The 18,801-nt window shown below is 61.5% G+C and carries 14 protein-coding genes and 4 pseudogenes; 10 read left to right on the top strand and 8 right to left on the bottom strand.

Annotated features, from left to right (window positions below; all coding sequences use genetic code 11):
• Positions 1 to 206: 206 nt before the first annotated feature.
• Positions 207 to 1,115: pseudogene (locus ACVWYI_RS38060) on the bottom strand (recombinase family protein); the annotation flags it as partial.
• Between the two features lie 162 nt (positions 1,116 to 1,277).
• Between ACVWYI_RS38060 and ACVWYI_RS38055 the strand changes: the two are divergent.
• Positions 1,278 to 1,598 carry a hypothetical protein gene (locus ACVWYI_RS38055; protein WP_456664726.1) on the top strand — a complete coding sequence of 107 codons (321 nt, stop codon included), beginning with the start codon at positions 1,278 to 1,280 and terminating at the stop codon, positions 1,596 to 1,598.
• A gap of 31 nt (positions 1,599 to 1,629) precedes the next feature.
• Here ACVWYI_RS38055 and mgtA read toward each other — a convergent pair whose 3' ends face one another.
• Positions 1,630 to 4,164, bottom strand: coding sequence for a magnesium-translocating P-type ATPase (gene mgtA, locus ACVWYI_RS38050; RefSeq protein ID WP_456664725.1), 2,535 nt, complete (start codon positions 4,162 to 4,164; stop codon positions 1,630 to 1,632).
• 238 nt (positions 4,165 to 4,402) lie between these two features.
• Between mgtA and phbB the strand changes: the two genes are divergently transcribed.
• The 5 genes from phbB (at position 4,403) to ACVWYI_RS38025 (ending at position 7,301) form a co-directional block, all read left to right on the top strand.
• Positions 4,403 to 5,128, top strand: coding sequence for an acetoacetyl-CoA reductase (phbB, locus tag ACVWYI_RS38045; protein WP_456664832.1), 726 nt, complete (start codon positions 4,403 to 4,405; stop codon positions 5,126 to 5,128).
• Between the two features lie 97 nt (positions 5,129 to 5,225).
• Positions 5,226 to 5,600: a hypothetical protein gene (locus ACVWYI_RS38040; protein WP_456664724.1), complete on the top strand. Its 375-nt coding sequence runs from the start codon at positions 5,226 to 5,228 to the stop codon at positions 5,598 to 5,600.
• 61 nt (positions 5,601 to 5,661) lie between these two features.
• Positions 5,662 to 6,153 (top strand): poly-beta-hydroxybutyrate polymerase N-terminal domain-containing protein, encoded by a 492-nt coding sequence (locus ACVWYI_RS38035; RefSeq protein WP_456664723.1) that lies wholly within the window; start codon positions 5,662 to 5,664, stop codon positions 6,151 to 6,153.
• A gap of 33 nt (positions 6,154 to 6,186) precedes the next feature.
• Positions 6,187 to 6,483: a transposase gene (locus tag ACVWYI_RS38030; RefSeq protein WP_456664722.1), complete on the top strand. Its 297-nt coding sequence runs from the start codon at positions 6,187 to 6,189 to the stop codon at positions 6,481 to 6,483.
• Positions 6,480 to 7,301, top strand: a complete 822-nt coding sequence (locus tag ACVWYI_RS38025; RefSeq protein ID WP_456664721.1) for an IS3 family transposase — start codon at positions 6,480 to 6,482, stop codon at positions 7,299 to 7,301. The genes ACVWYI_RS38030 and ACVWYI_RS38025 overlap by 4 nt, the downstream gene beginning before the upstream one ends.
• Before the next feature lie 247 nt (positions 7,302 to 7,548).
• Here ACVWYI_RS38025 and ACVWYI_RS38020 read toward each other — a convergent pair.
• The 3 genes and pseudogenes from ACVWYI_RS38020 to ACVWYI_RS38010 all read right to left on the bottom strand — a co-directional run bounded on the left by ACVWYI_RS38020 (position 7,549) and on the right by ACVWYI_RS38010 (position 11,560).
• Positions 7,549 to 9,137: pseudogene (locus tag ACVWYI_RS38020) on the bottom strand (MBL fold metallo-hydrolase RNA specificity domain-containing protein).
• Positions 9,128 to 9,931, bottom strand: a complete 804-nt coding sequence (locus ACVWYI_RS38015; protein ID WP_456664720.1) for a ribose-phosphate diphosphokinase — start codon at positions 9,929 to 9,931, stop codon at positions 9,128 to 9,130. Before ACVWYI_RS38015 ends, ACVWYI_RS38020 begins: the two are co-directional and overlap by 10 nt.
• 120 nt (positions 9,932 to 10,051) lie before the next feature.
• Positions 10,052 to 11,560: pseudogene (locus ACVWYI_RS38010) on the bottom strand (thymidine phosphorylase family protein).
• 931 nt (positions 11,561 to 12,491) lie between these two features.
• Here ACVWYI_RS38010 and ACVWYI_RS38005 point away from each other — a divergent pair.
• Entirely contained in the window at positions 12,492 to 12,614 is a 123-nt protein-coding gene (locus ACVWYI_RS38005) for a hypothetical protein (RefSeq protein WP_456664719.1), read from the top strand.
• 542 nt (positions 12,615 to 13,156) lie between these two features.
• Here the strand turns inward: ACVWYI_RS38005 and hemN are convergent.
• Together hemN and ACVWYI_RS37995 are read right to left on the bottom strand one after the other, a co-directional pair.
• Positions 13,157 to 14,509: an oxygen-independent coproporphyrinogen III oxidase gene (hemN, locus tag ACVWYI_RS38000; protein WP_456664718.1), complete on the bottom strand. Its 1,353-nt coding sequence runs from the start codon at positions 14,507 to 14,509 to the stop codon at positions 13,157 to 13,159.
• A gap of 84 nt (positions 14,510 to 14,593) precedes the next feature.
• Positions 14,594 to 14,740 (bottom strand): annotated as a pseudogene (locus ACVWYI_RS37995) (formylglycine-generating enzyme family protein); the annotation flags it as partial.
• 200 nt (positions 14,741 to 14,940) lie between these two features.
• On the opposite strand from ACVWYI_RS37995, the gene ACVWYI_RS37990 reads away from it, so the two are divergent.
• From ACVWYI_RS37990 to ACVWYI_RS37980, 3 genes are read left to right on the top strand one after another with little or no spacing between them, the layout of a single operon-like run.
• Positions 14,941 to 16,068, top strand: coding sequence for an ABC transporter permease (locus tag ACVWYI_RS37990; protein ID WP_456664717.1), 1,128 nt, complete (start codon positions 14,941 to 14,943; stop codon positions 16,066 to 16,068).
• 2 nt (positions 16,069 to 16,070) lie between these two features.
• Positions 16,071 to 16,838, top strand: coding sequence for an ABC transporter ATP-binding protein (locus ACVWYI_RS37985; RefSeq protein ID WP_456664716.1), 768 nt, complete (start codon positions 16,071 to 16,073; stop codon positions 16,836 to 16,838).
• A gap of 3 nt (positions 16,839 to 16,841) precedes the next feature.
• On the top strand, positions 16,842 to 17,954 hold the full coding sequence (locus tag ACVWYI_RS37980) for an ABC-type transport auxiliary lipoprotein family protein (protein WP_456664715.1): 1,113 nt from the start codon (positions 16,842 to 16,844) through the stop codon (positions 17,952 to 17,954).
• Positions 17,955 to 18,222: 268 nt separating this feature from the next.
• Here the strand turns inward: ACVWYI_RS37980 and ACVWYI_RS37975 are convergent, their stop codons facing one another.
• Positions 18,223 to 18,393 (bottom strand): hypothetical protein, encoded by a 171-nt coding sequence (locus tag ACVWYI_RS37975; RefSeq protein WP_354107628.1) that lies wholly within the window; start codon positions 18,391 to 18,393, stop codon positions 18,223 to 18,225.
• Positions 18,394 to 18,801: the final 408 nt, after the last annotated feature.

Raw genomic sequence — 18,801 nt, 5'->3', positions numbered from 1 at the left:
GAGGCGCCGTCACCGTGCTTGTGCTGCCCTTTTTTGATTGATTGGATGCATTTGTAATAGCTGTAGATGACGCCGGTCCGAGACGTGCCGGTGGTAGCAGTGGTCAGGGCACAGGACTTGGCACAGTCGCAGCGGACAAGACCGCCCAGCAAGGACGGCGCCGAGGCGAGCCGCGGCCCACGAGACCGCGGCCGGCGCGACTCCAGCAAGGCCTGGACCGCCTCGAAGGTCGACTGGTCGATGATAACAGGGATTTCGTATTCGACGATCTCGGACTGCGCCTTGCGCTCGCCGTTGCCCTTCCGATCAAACTCGTTGAAGGTCCGGACGCCGCTATAGGCGCGGCGCGTGAGAATTTCGTGAATCGTGCCGGTCCCGAACAGCGAACCGTTGCGCGAGCGATAGCCGCGCGCGTTCAGCCACTCCGCGATCTTCTTCGTTCCGAGCGGGCCGCTATTGCCGTCACCGTTCTTGGCCAGATCGAAGGCGCGGATCACGATCTCCGCTTCGACCGGCTCGATGGCAAGTTTCTTCTTCTGCTTGTTGCCGATGACTTCTGCGTCAATCGACTTGTAGCCAAAAGGAATGATGCCGCCGTTGGAGTAGCCGAGCTGAGCATTGGCCTTCATCGTTCTCATGGTGGAACGGGCCGTTTCCTTAGACTGGTATTCGTTCACGATACCGATGAACTTCCTAAACATGTCGCCGGTGTCGTCGTTCGCCAGCGGTTCGGCGTGCGAGATCAATTCCACCTTGTGCTTGCGCAGCGTTTGAACGGTGAGCTCCTGCTCGACCTGGTTGCGAAACGCGCGGGAAAACGAATACACCATGATCGCGTCGACCGCGCGCGTGCCATCGGTCGCGCGCGCGATCATTTGCTCGAAGGCTGGCCGCTTCATGTTGGTGGCGGTTTCGCCCTCCTCGCGGAAGATGCCGACGATGTTGTCACCGTCGCGCTTGCAACGCGTGATTAAATTGTCTTCCTGCGAATCCAGGCTCAACTGGTTATTTGACTGTTTTTCAGTCGAGACCCGAATATAGATCAAGACATTGCGCGGCCGTGGCCTGGCGGCATTCTCGGGCGCTTCTGAGACTTGAAGGTTCTTGCGGGCCATTACGAACTTCCTCACGCGATACAGAATAACGAGTCTAGCCATGCACGGGAACCAGGGGAAGCGCTTCTTGGCCTGAGACCCCTGCACGGTTAAAATTAGGGAAGCGGGACTTCGTCTGCGACGACGTTCCAGTACTGCCGGAAGGTTTCCCTCAGAAGCGTCTTGTGCCTGGCCAGCAGCAATTCGAACGTTACCTGCGCGCCGTTCGGGCATCTGCATCACAAGGCCAACGCCATCGGCTCCGGCAAGGCGGTCGAGGATCCGACTTTCCTTCCTCGGATTGACGAGATGCTGAAGAATAGTGAAGCGATCCTCATCGTGGGTCCCGGAACTGAGAAAACCCTGCTGTTGAAGCATCTCCAGGAAGGCCTGGCCTCGACAAAAACGCGCGAGCTCCACGCAGAGGCCTGCGATCATCCGACAGATCGCGAAATCATCGCGCTGGGACGCCGCCGATTCCATCTCGGCGAGCCGGCGCGCTGAGGTGCTAGGCGTTTTGTGCGCTTCCGCAGGATCAGGATCCGCGGAGCGCAAAGTGCTTCGCGGCTTCGGCGGCTGCTAGATAGGCCACTGTCACGGCGGCTATCGCACCGATCAGCGGCCACGAAAGTGGCACAAACCCAAAGAAACGTTGCAGCGGGCTGGCCACGAGGGAGACGCCTGCTGCGAGCGCACTTAGCGAAGTGACAGTCAAGGCGAGATGGACCGGTGTGGCACGCCACGGGACTCGCCGGGTTCGGATCAGGAATATCACCAGAACCTGCGTTGCGATCGACTCCACAAACCAACCGGTCTGGAATTGCGCGGCATCAGTGCCGAAGCCCTTCAGAAAAATGACGAACGTGGTGGCGTCGAACAGGGATGAGACCGCCCCCATCATCATCGTGAATCGCAGAATAGACTTCATATCCCATGAGCGCGGCCGCGCTGTGTCCTCCGCGTCTACGGCATCGAAGGGGATCCCGATCTCAGAAAGATCATAAAGCAGGTTGTTCAACAGGATCTGCAGCGGAAGCAGTGGCAGGAACGGGAGCATGATCGAGGCCAGCGCCATGGACAGCATGTTTCCAAAGTTGGAACTGGTGCCCATGCGGACGTATTTCAGGATATTGGCGAACGTGCGCCGGCCTTCGCGAACACCCTCGGCAAGCACATTGAGGTCGGATGCCAACAGAATCATATCTGCTGCTGCGCGGGCCACATCCGTTGCTCCCTCGACGGACAGACCGACATGGGCGGCGTGGATCGCGGGGGCATCATTGAGGCCGTCACCGAGGAAGCCTGTAACATGGCCGCGCATCCGGAGTGCGTCGATGATGCGCTTCTTTTGATCGGGATCGACGCGAGCGAACAGGTCGACCTGCTCGACCTTTGCCGCAAGGCCGACATCGGTGAGCTGAGCGATATCGGCGCCGGTCAGAACGGTGTCGCGCGCGAGGCCGACGGCATTCGCCACATGCTGCACGACCGCGCTCTGATCGCCCGAGATGATCTTAAGTCTGATCCCGAGTGCCGCCAAATCGGCGACTGCCTGTGCGGCATCGGCCTTCGGCGGGTCGGCAAAAACGCAAAAGCCGGCAAATGTCAGATTTGCTTCATCGTCGAGCGTCAAGCTCGCTTCCTCGGCAGGGAGGGACCTGATTCCGACGCCAAGCAAACGAAACCCCTGTTCGTTCAGCCGGCGCTGCTCGGCGTCAAGGCGGTTTCGCCGGATATCGTCAAGCGGATGGGCCAGGCCGTCGACTTCGACAGCCACCGCACGGGATAGGATGGCTTCCGGAGCACCTTTTGTAACAAGAAGAATCCCGCCGCCGCGTTCGGCCGAAATCGACAGGCATCGCCTGCTGAAATCGAAGGGCAGTTCGCCCCGGCGCACCCATTCGGGTGCCTTCGCCTGACCTGCGAGAATGGCCTCGTCTAGGGTGCTGCGAACGCCCGATTGAAATTGGCTGTTGATCCGCGCTAGTTGGAGCACGCGATCGCTTTTTTGACCCTGCCAATCGACGCTGTCAGCGAGCGTTATTTTGGCTTCGGTCAAGGTGCCCGTCTTGTCAACGCAGAGCACGTCCATGGCGCCAAGGTCGTGGATCGCCGAAAGCCGTTTGACGATTACCTTCTGCAAGGCCATCCGCTTGGCCCCACGCGCGAGCGTCACGGTCATCACCATCGGCAATAGCTCAGGCGTAAGCCCAACCGCCAGCGCCACGGCAAAGAGGATCGACTGCATGGCCGGCCGGTCGGAGGCGAGGTGGGCAAGCAGCACGAACAGCGTCAGAAAAATTGTAAGGCGCAGGATCAGAAGTCCGAGATGCCGGACGCCCTGTTCCAAGGCCGTCGGCGGGACATTGGCGGCGAGGGCTGATGCGATCGCCCCAAAACGCGTGCGGGGACCGGTCTCGACGATCAGCATAATTGCCGTCCCGGCAACCGCGGAAGTGCCTGCAAACAGCGCGTTACTCGCATCGGCAAGCTCTATGGCAGGACATGGTGTGTTGTTCTTGCGCGCCGGAAACGGTTCTCCCGTCAGGATGGATTCGTCGAGCTGAAGATTGTCCGATTCCAGCACAATGCCGTCTGCGGGAACGAGGCCGCCGGTTCGCAACATTACAATATCGCCCGGGACAAGGGTGCTGACGGGCTGCGTAACCTGTTTGCGGTCGCGCATGACGTCGGCGCGGACCGCAACGGAGTGCCGCAGCGCCTCAGCCTCTTGTTCCGCGCGGTGCTCCTGCACGACGTCGAGAGTCATGGAAAGCGTCAGAACCAGGACAATGATGAAGAAGCTGCCAAAGTCACCGCTGATGCCGGAAACCGCGGCGGCTGCGATCAGAAGCGCCACAAGTGGATTGAGAGCGCGTCTGCCGAATTTGACGAGCAAAGATTCGCCGTGAGTGGCCTCGAACCGGTTGGGACCGTAAATCCGCAATCGTCTTTCGGCCTCCTCCTGGGTAAGCCCGGTCAGCTGGGTACTAAGTTCGGCCAGGAGACCATCCGTGGGTTCGCACCAGAACGTGCGGCCTGCGCCCGTCGTTTGCTGCGGAGCGGTCATTACCATCTCCAGGGAAATCGATTTGACGGTTCTTGCCCCGAAAGATCGCATAGGCCGTTGATGTGCCTCAATTGGGCTATCGTGCGCCGCGATTAGCCACGTGAAGGCGGCAACCTCCTCCGACCAGATTTCAGTTGAACGATCGCGACGAGAGCAATTCGCCCGCCATTGCGCTGGATCAATGGCTCTATCGAACTCTCGTGCAGCCTGAGCGTGACGAATAACCGAGGTAGAGATGATGGCACGGATAGCGTTGGTAACGGGAGGAACGCGCGGCGTTGGCGCAGCGATCAGCAAGGCCTTGAAGGTTGCTGGCTACAGGGTTGCCGCAAGCTACGCCGGCAACGACACGGCGGCGAAGAAATTCAAGGCCGAGACAGACATTCCCGTCTACAAATGGGACGTCAGCTCGTTCGATGCCTGTGTCGCTGGTGTCAAGAAGGTCGAAGCCGACCTCGGTCCGATCGACGTGCTGATCAATAATGCCGGCATCACCAAGGACGGTGCGTTTCACAAGATGACGATCGATCAGTGGAATGCGGTCATCAACACCAACCTCGGCTCGCTGTTCAACATGACCCGACAGGTGATCGAGGGCATGCGCGCCCGCAAATTCGGCCGGGTCGTCAACATCTCATCGATCAACGGCCAAAAGGGACAGTTCGGCCAGGTCAATTATTCGGCGGCAAAGGCCGGCGATATCGGCTTCACCAAGGCCCTGGCGTTGGAGAACGCCAAGGGCGGCATCACCGTGAATGCGATCTGTCCCGGTTATATCAATACCGAAATGGTGCAGGCGGTGCCCAAGGACGTGCTGGAGAGAAACATCCTGCCGTTGATCCCCGTCAGCCGCCTCGGCGAGCCCGAGGAAATCGCCCGCGCGGTGGTATTCCTCGTTGCCGAGGAAGCCGGCTTCATCACGGGATCCACGATTTCAATCAATGGAGGGCAATTTATGACGTGATTGCCCGCGGGATCATCGGAGCCCCACTTGATACAGCTCAATGTGTGGTTGGGCGCTAGAACGTAAAAATCAGGTGCATCCAAGACCAGAGGTCAACATGTCCAGGCCAGAATTTTCCGAAGCGGCTACTGCGAACCCGAAGCAGGCAACGACGGAGGCCGAAGCGCAAATGGCGAGGGCGAAAGAGCGTGCCGCGAGCTTCCTGTTTGGTGCCCAGAAATTGATGCTCGAGGAGTGTGTTATCCTCGGCAATGAATTCCTCGATCGAACGCAAACCGAAATGCACCTCTTTGCGGAATTTGCCTCGAAATTGGCCGGCGCGCATTCCGTCAGGGACTTGAGAACGATGTACGAAGAATGCAGTAAGCATCAGCTTGAGTTCATCCGCCGCGATTGCGATCAGGTATTCAAGAACGGCGAACGGGTGATCGAGGGCGCGTCAAGTCTGTTTAGAACCCGTCCGCTGAGCTGATCAGTCCATGCCAGCGAATTCGGTCATGCCAACGCCGGAGGCACCGGTCCTGCCGGCGCCTGTGCGCGCGGTCGCCCTGAGCGGCGTAGACGTAACGCAGACCCAGCATCCGACGGTGGGCGAGTCCAACCTCGCTGATCGCGCGTTTCATGCGACGTTGGCGCGGTTCAGCGGGGGCATCTCGCCCATCGCACTGTTGCTGGCCTATACCGACTGGCTTTCGCATTTGGCGGCCTCGCCACAGCGGCAGCTTGAGAATTCGCAGGAGGCGGTCCGGGACGCCGAACGGCTTCTCGAAGCATCCCAGCAATTCTTCGCAGCCGGTCATGGCCCCTGGTCTCTGATCAAGCCGCAGCCGCAGGATCGGCGTTTCGCCCGGCCGGAGTGGGAAGCTGCACCGTTCAACCTGTTTGCGCAGGCATTTCTGCTTGGCGAGCAATGGTGCCACAACGTGACGACCGGCGTGCGCGGCGTTGCCAAACCCAACGAGGCCATCGTCGAGAGAGCTGGCCCCGCAAATGTGAACAGGAGGATAAGTGGAGTTTCTGCCTGACGGCGGCGATAATCGCCGCGAACAGGAGAGACCATGAGCAGACGACCGCGCCGGAACCACACGCCGGCTTTCAAGGCCAAGGTGGCACTCGCTGCCGTGAATGGCGACCGAACGATAGCTCAACTGGCTGAGCAATTTGACGTCCATCCCAATCAGATTATGGCGTGGAAGGCGCAGCTCGAGGGAGGAGCTTCCGAGGTTTTCGGATCTGGAAGTGTGCCGGCTGTGGACGTAAAGTCGCTGCACGCCAAGATCGGCGAGCTGACGCTGGAGAACGATTTTTTAGAAGGTGCGCTCACCAAGGCGGGATTGCTGAGCGCAAAGCGATGATCGACCGCGAGCACGATTTGTCGATCACGAAGCAAGCGGAAGTCTTGCAGATCAGCCGTGGCAGCGTCTATTACCTGCCGCGCCCGGTGTCGGACGCCGATCTCGCGGTCCATGCGGCGTCTCGATCGGCTGCATCTGGAGTTTCCTTTCGCCGGTTCGCGGATGTTGAGAGGCCTGCTGCTGCCGAGGGGTGCAAGATCGGCCGCCGGCATGTCAAAACGCTGATGCGGCGGATGGGGATAGAAGCGCTCTATCGCCGCCCCCGAACCACGAAGCCGGAGCCCGGCCACAAGATTTATCCGTATCTGCTGCGCGGCATGGAGATCACGCGTCCGAACCAGGTCTGGGCGATGGACATCACTTACATCCCGATGGCGCGCGGCTTCGTGTATCTCGCTGTCGTGCTCGATTGGGCTACCCGACGAGTATTGTCATGGCGGTTATCGATCACGATGGAAGCGGCCTTCTGCGTCGAGACCCTGGAGGATGCCTTGGCGCTGCACGGCCGGCCTGACGTCTTCAACACCGACCAGGGTTCACAGTTCACCGGTGCGGACTTCACCGCCGTGCTCGCCGGCAACGGCATCGCCATCAGCATGGAAGGGGCTTGGCGGGACAACGTGTTCGTCGAGCGGCTGTGGCGCAGCGTCAAGTACGAGGAGGTGTATCTGCGGGCCTACGAGACCGTCAGCGAGGCGCGCGACTCGATCGGCAGATATCTCGACTTCTACAATCGCCGCCGTCCCCACTCGAGCCTTGACGGCAGCACACGTGATCAAGCCTACTTCACCCCACTGCCAATCCGCTTGGCAGCCTAACCCGGCAGAGGCTCCACTTATCAACGCGGAGATTCTGTTCAGACAACCGGGACCAGCTCATTTCTCTCCAAATGAGTTTCCTTGAACCAGCATTGACAAGTGTCGCACGCGGCAGCGTACGGAGTTTTGATTTGCCTCAATCAGGAGTTAATAACCGGATGTCGGAAAAAGCTGGGCAAAGTTGTCATCGAGCCAAGCCCGTGCCGGGTGATAATGTTGCCCTACACGGCGTGAGATCGACCTGGCTTCATTCGTCCAGCGCGCGCCTTAGCCTTCGAACGATAACGCCGCGCGCGCGATCGTCTGCGGCGGCCTCGATGCGATCGTTGATGTCAAGCACGAGTCTCGACATGTCGTTGTGCCAGTCGAGCCTTACCACGGCTTCCGGCGCCAGCCGTCGGTGATGTGAGCCATCGAGAAGCCTCGGCACCGCGGCTGACAATTCATAGGCATCATCCAGAAGCGGCTGGATAACCCGCGGCGCCGGCATGATTTGCCCCGAAGTACGTGTCGCGAGACCAGCGATGGCCGGTTCCTCGCCATGAACCAGGAACAGGTCACGGCGAATCGGGCGACGCGCGGCGATCCACCGCGCCAGCTCCGCTCCGTCGGCGTGTCCGGAATAGTCGTCAATACTGCGGATCTGCGCCGCAACCCTGACCTCGTTGCCCTGGATACGAACGGCCTTGGCGCCATCGATAAGGATCCGACCCAGCGTTCCCTGGGGCTGAAAGCCGACCAGCAATACGGTGGCTCTGGCATTCCAAAGCCAATTGCGCAGATGATGTCTAATACGCCCGGCATCGCACATGCCGCTGGCGGCGATGATGATATGAAAGCCGGTCAACTTGGCGATCGCCTTGCTCTCATCGACCGTTTCAGTAAACCGGAGCTGCGGCGAGTTCAGCAATCGACGGACGTCGACCGCGGGATCAAGACTTGATGCGTGCTTGCGAAAAACTTCGGTGGCGCGGATCGCGAGCGGCGAATCAAGGAAGATCGGTGCAGCCGGAATCTCGCCGCGTTCCATCAGGTCGACCAGATCGACAATCAGTTCCTGGGTGCGCTCCACCGCGAAGGCCGGAATGAGCAGCGCCCTTGCGGGCTGCAGCGTCGCGGACTTCTGCGGACAGACGAGCCCGGCGCGCATCAGCCGTGATCGGCATCCGTTCCCTGTCGCCATACGTCGATTCTGAAATGACGTAGTCGAAGCCTGTAGGCGCCTCAGGATCGGGCTGCAGCAGTTTTGCGTCGGGACCGATGTCGCCGGAGGCAAGAATGCGAAGGGGCATCTGCGGCAGGTCCTGGTCGGCGAGTTCGATCTCGATCGAGGCGGAGCCGAGCAAGTGACCGGCATTCCAGTAGCGAGCTCGAACGCCCGGAATCACGTCGACCCATTTCTCGTAGTCGACTGGCGCGAACGACTGCAGCGAGGCAGCCGCATCGGCCTGAGTATAGATCGGGCGGACCTCGGGCCGCCCGAGGGCCGCATTGCGCCGGTTCAGCGCCGCGACCTCGGACTCCTGGATGTTGCCGGCGTCGGGCAGCATGTAGGAACAGAGATCGATGGTGCCGCGCGTTGCCAGGATGCGGCCGGAGAAACCATTGTGGACGAGTTTCGGCAGCAGGCCACTATGATCGATATGGGCGTGGGTCAGGAGGACGGCGTCGATGTCCGCCGCGCGAAAGGGAAACGGCTTGTAATTCAGCTCCTTCAGGGTCTTCTGTCCTTCATAAGCCGCAGTCGACCAGAAAGCGTCCGGATCGGGTTTCAAAGAGGTGGCAAGAGCCCGTCACCGTGCGAGCCGCACCGCAAAACCGGATAGTTACGCCCATCGTGTTGTCTCCGGAATGGTTACGAACATCATTTCGTCTTGCAAGGCGTCGACGAATAGATTGTCGAGTTCGATTGCGTTGGTGGAGTGCGGCACACTGTGCGTCGAACGGATCGAGCGAATGCCGGACTGAATCATGTCGCGATAGATCTCTTCGGAGAACAGCGCATGCGTGACGACGGCGTCGATCGTTGTCGTGCCGGCCAATCTGAGAGCTCTGGCGCAAGCCACCATGGTGCCGCCCGAGGAGACGATGTCGTCAACAATCAGGGCGGGACGACCGGACATGCGGGCAGGCTCCGGAAATCGGATCTCGACCGAGCGATCACCGCGCCGGATCTTCTGCGCGATGCAATAGGATAGTCCGAGCCTACCAGCGAGGTCGCTGACCCATGGTTCGGATTCCGAGTCCGGTCCCACTAGGAAGGTCGCCGGATCAAGACCCGCTTTGCGCAGTGCGTCTGATATCGCCGGCATCGCCGAGAGATTGTCGGATGCGATTCCCGGAAACACTGTTGCAATGTCAGGTGTTCGGTGCAGATGTGCGTCGACCGTAACGACGCGATCGACGCATCCGGCGATCAGCTCGCCGATGATCCTTTGGCTGATTGCTTCGCCTTGGTGGAAAGCGGCGTCCTGGCGCATGTAGCAGAGATAGGGCGCCAGCAGCACAAGGCGCTTCGCGCCTCCGCGCCGCAACGTTTCGGCGGCGAAGATCAGTGCGATCAGTTTCCGGTTCGGCCGGTCGAGCGATGCATAGATGATGATCACAGGGGCCGCCGGTGTGGCCGTCACCTTTACTTCTCCGTCGGGAAATTCATGGACCGCGATTTAGGTGGTAGGGAATGCCGAGCCGCGCGGCGAGCCGGGTGGCATCGCGGGACGATGACGGCAGGCTCTGAATGATGGTCGTGGTCACGAAGCCGTCTCGCCCGTTACCGGGTGCTTCGTGCCGATGGTGTAACCGCAGTTCGCCTTTGCGGCGGTCGTGGCTAAATCGAGTTCCGACTGATCATAGGCATAGATTCGATAGAGCGGTTGACCCTTCTCGACGCGATCGCCAATCTTGCGCAACAGTTTAATCCCGGCGCCCTTGTCGAGCGGCGCGCCTGCGGTTCGCCCCAGTCGGTTCAGCTGGAGGCAGTTGATTTCGGTCGTCGGCGGCCGCGACGTCGAAGGTTAGCTTGCCGAGGTCGTTACGGCAGGAGGACGGACCCTGGCGTCGATGATATCCTGCATTTTCTTGAGCGCAGCGCCGCCGTCGAGCAGTTCGCGGGCGCGCGCATAGCCGCTGCCGCCGCGCAATTGCGGGTCGTATTCCAGCAGATGCGCCGCGAGCCGCAGCGACTTTTCGCGCAGGTCGATAGGGGCGTCGGCATCGTTGGTGAGCACCGCCATGACGTCCTCCACTTCCAGAACCGGGCCGATGCCGTTGCCGATCGGCTGGCGCCCGTCCGTCACAACCACCTCGACTGTAATTCCGAAATGGTCGCCGACGAACTCAAACAGCTTGCGCAGCCGCATCGCTTCGGCGGGATTGGTCAGTTTCGCCGTCGGGCCGACCGGCAGGTCGATCAGGAGGTGGGTGGAGCCGGCCGCCAATTTCTTCGACATGATGGAGGCTACCATCTGCTCGCGCGTATCAAGGCTGAGCGGTCGTTCGACGGAGATCAGAATGTCATCGGCTGGCGACAGATTGACGTGCCCGCCCCAGACCAGGCAGCCGCGGCATGCGGCAATGACTTCCTTCATCTCCTCGACGCTGACGTCGACCCGCGCCAGCACCTCCATGGTATCGGCCGTTCCGGCAGGCGACGTGATTGCGCGCGACGAGGTCTTGGGGATGATCAGTCCGTGCGCGGCCACAATCGGGACCACGATCATGGACGTGCGATTGCCCGGAATGCCGCCAATGCAATGCTTGTCGACGACGGTCCTTGCATTCCATCTGAGTTGCGTCCCGGCTCTTGCCATGGCCTCCGTAAGAGCGATTAGCTCTCCGGATGTCATGAAATTGGCGGAACTGACGAGGAACGCTGCGATCTCCATGTCCGAATAGCGGTAATGCACGATATCCTCGATGACTGCGCCGATCTCGGCAGCCTCGAGCGTCTTGCCCTGAACCTTGACGCGAACCGCGTCAAGGCTTGGCGGGGAGGGAGCAGGGCTGACCGCAATGTAGCTGCCCGCCGGTTGCCCAAAGCGCCGAAACGCAGGCTCCGCCATGCCAAGCTCGTCGGGCCCGACGAGGGTGTCGTCATCAGTGAGAAGCACGGTCGCCAGTTGCGTCTTCGAGCCGCTGCGCAGCTCGACCCTGGAAAAGCCTCGAAACAAGTCGGGCCGCAGCGCCGTTGACCGGCGGGAGATCACAACAACGTTCTCTTGAGCTGGGCGCGGCCGGGTAGAATAGCATTTATCATGCAGACTCTTTGTCGCGGTGAAGCGAGAATAGGGCTCGTCGAGGAGACCGAGCGCCTGGCTGAAGTCACGGCAGGCGTGCCGATGTCGACTGACTGACCGTGCCGCGCTCTGTCAGCGACGGCTCGTCCCGGGGCGAACCGGGCGAAAGCGTCGTGATTTATTGTCGCTCATGTGGTGCGGCGACGAAGTGTCGGGGCCCCCGTGTAATGATGGCCTCCGGACGCCCCATCCTTTGGTGGAGCCGACCGTCTCCCTTGGAGGAGCCGACCGTGTCCTTTGCCCATGTGATGAGGGACTTCGGTCTTCGAGCCGTCGCTATAGTGATGACCGTCCTTTTCCGTCCGTGCTTTGGGCCATGGCGGGCGCAGCAAGCGCGGCGGCGGCTACGATGGGAATCAGCGTTCTGGTGATCATGTCCATTCTCCCGGTGAATGTGGCACATCGGAGCAGAGAACCGCAGAGGTAGTATTGACACAGCGCAACGAGTGATCGCAGCCGGGCCGCGAGCGCATCGTTTGCCGGATCGACGTGCATCAAGCGGCCGGAGCGCTCATCCAAGAGTTGGATCCTCAGATCAGGAGCTTGCCAGCGCTTTCACCTTTGCCGCCGCGCTACTCGTCACGATGCTCCGGCACGCCGACTGGGCGCAATCGGCCGCGGAACACGAAGGGCACCACCCGACCAGAAGCAGGAGCAGGCCAAGCCAAAGGCAGACCAGCGGGCACCCTGGCGGCGCGGCTGATGGACCCGGCAAACGCCCGGCCGTCCGCGGAGCCGGCCAGCTGCGTCCGGGTGCTCGCGCCCGCCGCTGGTCTACATCGGCAGCCAGCTGACCTGGAGGTCGTGGCGGATCGGGTCTCGACCGATGCGGTGCAGATCAAGGTCGGAGCGCCCGTCCGGATCGACGGCTGGGGCGGTCAGCCATCAGGGACTGGTGCGAGTAGATCCCGCCGGATTCCTGAAGGTCTCGGCGCTGGGGATCGAGGAGCAGCGGGTGCTAGTGACCATCGACTTCGTGGACCCGCCCGAGACGCTGGACCTGCTTGGCCACGACTAGTGGGTGGTCGTCCACGTCACCATCTGGAGCGCCGCCGACGCGTTGTACGTCCGGATAAGCGCCTTATTCCGGGAAGGGCGACCAGTGGGCCGTTTATGCCCACGACAGCGGGCGCGCCAAAACCGTCCGGTTCAGATCGGCCACCGCAACAATCGGACGGCCGAGGTTCTCTCCGGGCTCGCTGCGGGCCGCAGGGCGGTACTGCACCGAACTGACGGGATCGGCGACGGGAGAACGATCCATCGTGGGCAACATCAAGCGCCTGCCGGCGGCTTCGCCTGCGATATACCGGCACGCAGTAGCATCATGAGAGCCCATGATGGCTTCGCTGGTACTTGGTCGTGACGATGAGCATTCGTGAAGATCTGCAAGCGCTGCGATTGCTGCGGGCGTTCTCGAAGATCCGAGATCCGCACGCGCGCCGGCGGATGGTGGACTGCGGAGGCGCAAGTCCCTCCGGAGAAGCCGTCCGAGACCGATCGAGATCCCGACACCCCTTGAGCTGGCGCAGATCGCGAGCACTCTGGATCCAGTGGACTTGTTCAAACCGCTCGGCTGTGCGTGGCAGTCGATCGCGCCAGGTGGGCATCGAACGCGGAAGCGACGCTCCGTACCAGGAATTCGGCGCCGCCGCGGACCGTGATCCGGTCGTCCTTTATCGTCACGGCACCGTCCGCGATCAGGCTGAGCAGCCGAGCGCGGTCTATGACGGCCGTCTTGGGGTCCTGGTTGTGCGACCGCGCGATCCGTGAAAGGTCCACCGCCATGTCGCACATCACCCGCTCGATGAGATCCGCACGGAAGCGGTCGTCGCCGGTGAAAGCATAGCCCTTGACGCTGGCGATTCGGTCTTCGGCGATGCGCGTGAGGTAATCGCGTATCGGTACGGCATTCTGCACGAGTCCATCAGGCATCCGTCCGATGGCGCTCGCACCCAAGCCGATGAGCGTTTCGGCGGTGTCATCCGTGTAACCCTGGAAGTTCCGGCGCAGCCGACCGTCGCGCTTGGCCGCTGCGAGATTATCATGAGGCAAGGCGAAGTGGTCGAAGCCGATCCGGACGTAGCCCGCATCCATCAGCGCTTGTGCGATGGTCTCCGACTGCAGATGTCGCTCGACACTGTCCGGTAGGGCGTTCTCGTCGATCTTCCGTTGATGCTTCTTGAAGGAGGGGATGTGCGCATACCCGAACACGGAGAACCGGTCGGGGCGGAGTTCGATGCACTTGGCCACCGTATCGAGGCAGGAATCCACCGTCTGCAGCGGCAGACCGTAGAGAAGGTCGAAGTTGAGCTTGCCGACGCCGGCCCGCCGCAGAAGCTCGACGCACCTGGCCGTCTGCTCGAAGCTCTGCAGGCGGTTGATCGCGCGCTGGACCTCGGGATCGAAGCTCTGCACCCCAAGGCTTGCCCGGTTGACGCCGCTGAAGCCGAGCGCCTCCGCCATCGGCTCCGTCAGCGTGCGCGGGTCGATCTCCACGGCGACCTCGGCGTCGGGGAGCACGAAGTAGGAGTAACGCAGCGCCCCGACCAGGTCGGCGAACGTTTCCGGCGTCATGATGGTGGGGGTGCCACCGCCGAAGTGGATATGCGAGATCGGAAGGCGGTGCCCGATGGCCTCGGCGACGAGATGCGCTTCCGTACGTAGTCCGGAGGTGTAGACCGCGATAGGGTCATCCTTCTTCGTCACCGATGTATGGCAACCGCAGTACCAGCACATTGAGCGGCAGAACGGTACATGCAGGTAGATCGAGGCTGGTTGCCGTTGCGAAAGCGATCCGAGCCAGGTCCGGTAGTCGGCCTCGCCGATCGCCGGTGAGAAATGCGGCGCGGTGGGGTAGCTGGTGTAGCGGGGAAGCCTATCCTGTCCGTACGATTGCGCCAGATCCGATCGCATCTTCTGTCTCCTTCTGATCCCGATCGTCTACCGGAGCCGTGAGCGAAAGACGTTGCTCTGGCGCAAGCAGTCGATAGCGAGAGTTCAGCTCCTGCGGAGGAGCCTTGAGACGCTGGTGGCGATGCCTGCGACGGCGGGCTGCGACGGCTCGATCACAAGTCGGAAGCCAAGATTGCTGGGCGGAACGCCTTGGGCGCAGCCGCCGGTCTTGGGATCGCGGATGAAGTCGGTTGGGCATCCTGACGCTGTCGAGCATCGATTTGATCTCTCCATTGAATGGAGTGAACCTAAGGTCCGCCCGCGCGTCCGCGCTTGATTTGCCTCAAGCAGGCAGCGTCGTCTCGGTCTTGAGGCAGGTCAAACCCGCCGCCACACGCTGGCCTAGAACTGACAGCTGAATGCGGACCCGGTTGTCCCGATGAGGTGGAAGCGTGAACTCCGAACCGCTGTTGCTGGCAACGCCATCCGGCGATGTGCTGAAATTGCGCCCGGAAGGGCCCTGGACCGCAGCGAATGTGACTACGCTTGAAACGCTCTCGCGTTCGGTCGGCGCCGATGTGGATCGATCCAGGGCAGTGACGTTGGACATGTCGGGCGTCGGCGCGCTCGGCGCCTGGGTCCTGGAGAAGCTATCGCGCAGGGCGGCATCGTCAGGCAGATCGGCCCAATTCGTCGGTGTCGCCGACAATTTCAGCGGCCTGATGGACGAGGTGCGTCAGGTCAACCGCCATAAGCCGCCGCCGACGCCTGCACCCAACCCGATTTTGCTCAGGCTGAGCGATCTCGGCAAGTCCACGGTCGGGGCGCGCGAAGACATCACGATCTTTCTTCAAATGCTGGGCGCGTTGTTCATCGCCGTGATCGGCGTGCTGCGCCGGCCGCGCTCGCTGCGACTGACATCGCTGATCTACCAGCTCTATCGCATCGGCTGGCAGGCCATCCCCATCGTCGTGCTGATCACCTTCCTGATCGGCGCCATCATCGCCCAGCAGGGATTTTTCCATTTCCGGAGGTTCGGCGCGGAGTCCTACACCGTCGACATGGTCGGCATCCTGGTGCTGCGCGAGTTCGGCGTGCTGATCGTCGCCATCATGGTCGCTGGCCGTTCGGGAAGCGCCTATACCGCCGAGCTTGGCTCCATGAAGATGCGGGAGGAGATTGATGCGCTCTCGACCATGGGGCTCGATCCGGTCGACGTCCTGATCCTGCCGCGCGTCGCGGCCCTGGTCATCGCACTGCCGATCCTTGCTTTCATCGGCTCGATTGCCGCGCTCTACGGTAGCGGCCTGGTCGCTCAGTTCTATGGTGACATGGGGCCGGCGATCTACATCGCGCGGCTGCACGAGGCGGTCTCCGTCACCCATTTCGAGGTGGGCATCCTGAAGGCGCCGTTTATGGCGCTGGTGATCGGGATCGTCGCCTGCAGCGAAGGATTGCGGGTCAAGGGCAGCGCAGAGTCGCTGGGACGGCAGACCACGACGTCGGTGGTGAAATCGATCTTTCTGGTGATCGTGCTCGACGGCCTGTTCGCGATCTTCTTTGCCTCGATCGGAATGTGACAATGGGCGAATCGCAAGAAGAGTTGGCGATCCGCGTCCGCGACCTCGTGGTCGGTTTCGGCCGCCAGACCGTGCTCGACCATCTGTCGCTCGATGTTCGCAAGGGCGAGGTCCTCGGGCTGGTGGGGGCCTCTGGGGGCGGCAAGTCGGTTCTGATGCGAACCATCATTGGCCTCATCCCGCGCCGAAGCGGCACCATCGAAGTCATGGGCCAGCCGATCGGCGGCCGCACGAAACGCGCGGCCACGACATGGGGCATCCTGTTCCAGCAGGGGGCATTGTTCTCGTCGCTCACGGTCCGACAGAACGTCCAGTTTCCGTTGCGCGAAAATCTCGTGCTGTCGAAAGAGCTGATGGACGAGATCGCGATCGCCAAGCTGGAGATGGTCGGACTGCGGGCGCAGGATGCGGACAAATATCCGGCCGAGCTGTCCGGCGGCATGACCAAGCGCGTGGCGCTGGCCCGCGCGCTCGCGCTCGATCCGCCGATCCTGTTCCTGGATGAGCCGACCTCCGGGCTCGATCCGATCGCCGCCGGCGATTTCGACGAGTTGATCGGGACGCTGCAAAAGACGCTGGGGTTGACCGTGTTCATGGTCACTCATGACCTTGCGAGTCTGACTACGGTCTGCGACCGCGTCGCCGCGCTCGCCGACGGCAAGATCGTGGCGATCGGCCCGATGCGCGAACTGCTTCAATCCGAGCATCCCTGGGTGCGTGCCTATTTCCACGGCAAGCGCTCGCAGATGCTTCAACACGAGATGAGATGAGACATGGAAACCCGCGCTCCCTACGTGCTGATCGGCAGTTTCGTGCTGGCCGCGATCCTCGCCGTGTTCGGCTTCGTCTATTGGCTGAACAACACTGGCGGCATCGGGCCCCGCGCGAGCTATCACGTGCAATTCCACGGTCCGGTGCCCGGGCTTCTGGTCGGCGCCGGGGTTCTGTTCAACGGCATCCGCGTTGGTGAGGTCACCCAGCTCGGGCTTGCATCGGACAATCCGCGCTTCGTTAATGCGACGATATCGGTCGCTTCGACCACACCAGTGCGCGCCGATACCGAGGTCGGCCTCGATTTCCAAGGGCTGACTGGTGTGCCTGTAGTGACCTTGGAGGGCGGCATGATCGTCGGCGAATCCAGTGAGACCTTGACCTTGACGGCCGAAGCCGGCGCAGGCCAGAGCATGACGCAGGCGGCGCGCGATGCGTTGCGGCGCGTCGATTCGGTGCTGCAGGACAATTCCGGTCCGCTGAAAGATACTATCGCCAATTTCAAGACCTTCTCCGACGGCCTCGCGCGCAATACCGGCAAGCTCGACGGTATTCTGGCGGGCCTCGAAAAGATGACCGGTGGCGGCGCGCCGGCACAAAAGATCACCTATGATTTGCATGCGCCACAAAACCTCGGACCGGCCGGCAAGACATTCTCGGCGTCACTGGCCATTCCTGAGCCGACCGCGGTCGCGATGCTCCAGACCCAGCGCATGCTGTTTGCATCAGGCGGCGACAATCCGGGCTTTGCGGACTTCCTGTGGGCCGACAGCATTCCCAAGCTGGTGCAGGCGCGGCTGATCGACAGTTTTGAAAACTACGACATGGCCCATGCCCCGCTGCGTACGGCTGATTTGGGGCAGGCGGATAACCAGCTACTCATTGATATCAGGCGCTTTCGCATTGCAACGGGAGGTGAACCGCGCGTAGAGATCGAATTCTCGGTGAGGATCGTCGATAAGGACAGCAAGGTAATCACTTCAAGGCTGATGGAAACGAGCGAGAAACTCGACAGGATTGAACCGACAGCCGCGGTCGCGGCTTTCGATGCCGCGTTTGCCCGGATCGCAGAGGAAATGATCAATTGGACAGCCGAGGCGCCGATGCGAAGATAGCTCGGCTTCATCATTTTGCGTCGATGTCCCGAAGGCAACGTGGTCCAGGCGTATGCATGTCATCAACCACCATAATAGCTGAAGAGCGCGGGGACGGCCGATGCCGCAACGGTCGTCCATGCTGCTGCGTACGACCTTGGGCCAAGCCATGCATCAACTGCTGATTGAGATGCAATCTTCTACGGAAGGTGATCCGCGCGTCGACCGTTGCTCCCTCAGGATACCGACGGGAATGCAACGCAATCCCTTAAGGCTGAGGAGAAACGATCTAATCTTCGACAAAATTAGGTGACCGGCCCGCGTGGGATCTTCGACGCCTGCTTTCCGCGGCATACATCAGCGAGGGCCCGCCGCCCATGTAGATGGCCACGCCATGCGTCTCCTCGACTTCCTGACGCGTCGCGCCGGGCTTGACCAGCGCCTCGGATGCGACGGTCACGACCGCAAGCCGGTGACCGCGGGGTAAAGCCCGAGAGGCGTGCCACTCTGTTTGCCCATCAGATCGGGTTCAGGACGGAAAGTCGGCCGACTTCACCTCAACGCGGTCCGCATGCAGCGTCCAGTCGCCCACCGCCCGCAACGCGCAGAACTGCTGCTTGGCCAATCGCAAAGCCTCGGCTTCGTCATGTGCGTCGACGTCTGTCGTGTGTTGGCATGCCTCAAAAAGTTGGCCTCTGTCGCCAACGATGTTCTTGAGGAAACGAACGATAGATCGGGACATGTCTCCGTCTCGCTTACTTGCCCAGGCCGCTCAATATCCTGTCGCACTGTGCGTACTCGGACCTTGATTGGGATCAAGCATCTTCCGGGTGAGCGCCAAAGCAGCAAACTATCAGCAACGAGGGCG

The sequence above is a fragment of the Bradyrhizobium sp. LB13.1 genome (genome assembly GCF_054056815.1).
Note: the sequence above shows the minus strand (reverse complement) of the source record. Positions and strands in the feature narration are given on the sequence as shown.

What these genes read in the sequence shown, in the direction of transcription:
- ACVWYI_RS38030 (WP_456664722.1), top strand. Translation starts at nt 6,187, where the DNA reads ATGAGCAGACGACCGCGCCGGAACCACACGCCGGCTTTCAAGGCCAAG.
- ACVWYI_RS38025 (WP_456664721.1), top strand. Translation starts at nt 6,480, where the DNA reads ATGATCGACCGCGAGCACGATTTGTCGATCACGAAGCAAGCGGAAGTC.
- ACVWYI_RS37980 (WP_456664715.1), top strand. Translation starts at nt 16,842, where the DNA reads ATGGAAACCCGCGCTCCCTACGTGCTGATCGGCAGTTTCGTGCTGGCC.
- ACVWYI_RS37985 (WP_456664716.1), top strand. Translation starts at nt 16,071, where the DNA reads ATGGGCGAATCGCAAGAAGAGTTGGCGATCCGCGTCCGCGACCTCGTG.
- ACVWYI_RS38040 (WP_456664724.1), top strand. Translation starts at nt 5,226, where the DNA reads ATGTCCAGGCCAGAATTTTCCGAAGCGGCTACTGCGAACCCGAAGCAG.
- hemN (WP_456664718.1), bottom strand. Translation starts at nt 14,509, where the DNA reads ATGCGATCGGATCTGGCGCAATCGTACGGACAGGATAGGCTTCCCCGC.
- phbB (WP_456664832.1), top strand. Translation starts at nt 4,403, where the DNA reads ATGGCACGGATAGCGTTGGTAACGGGAGGAACGCGCGGCGTTGGCGCA.
- mgtA (WP_456664725.1), bottom strand. Translation starts at nt 4,164, where the DNA reads ATGACCGCTCCGCAGCAAACGACGGGCGCAGGCCGCACGTTCTGGTGC.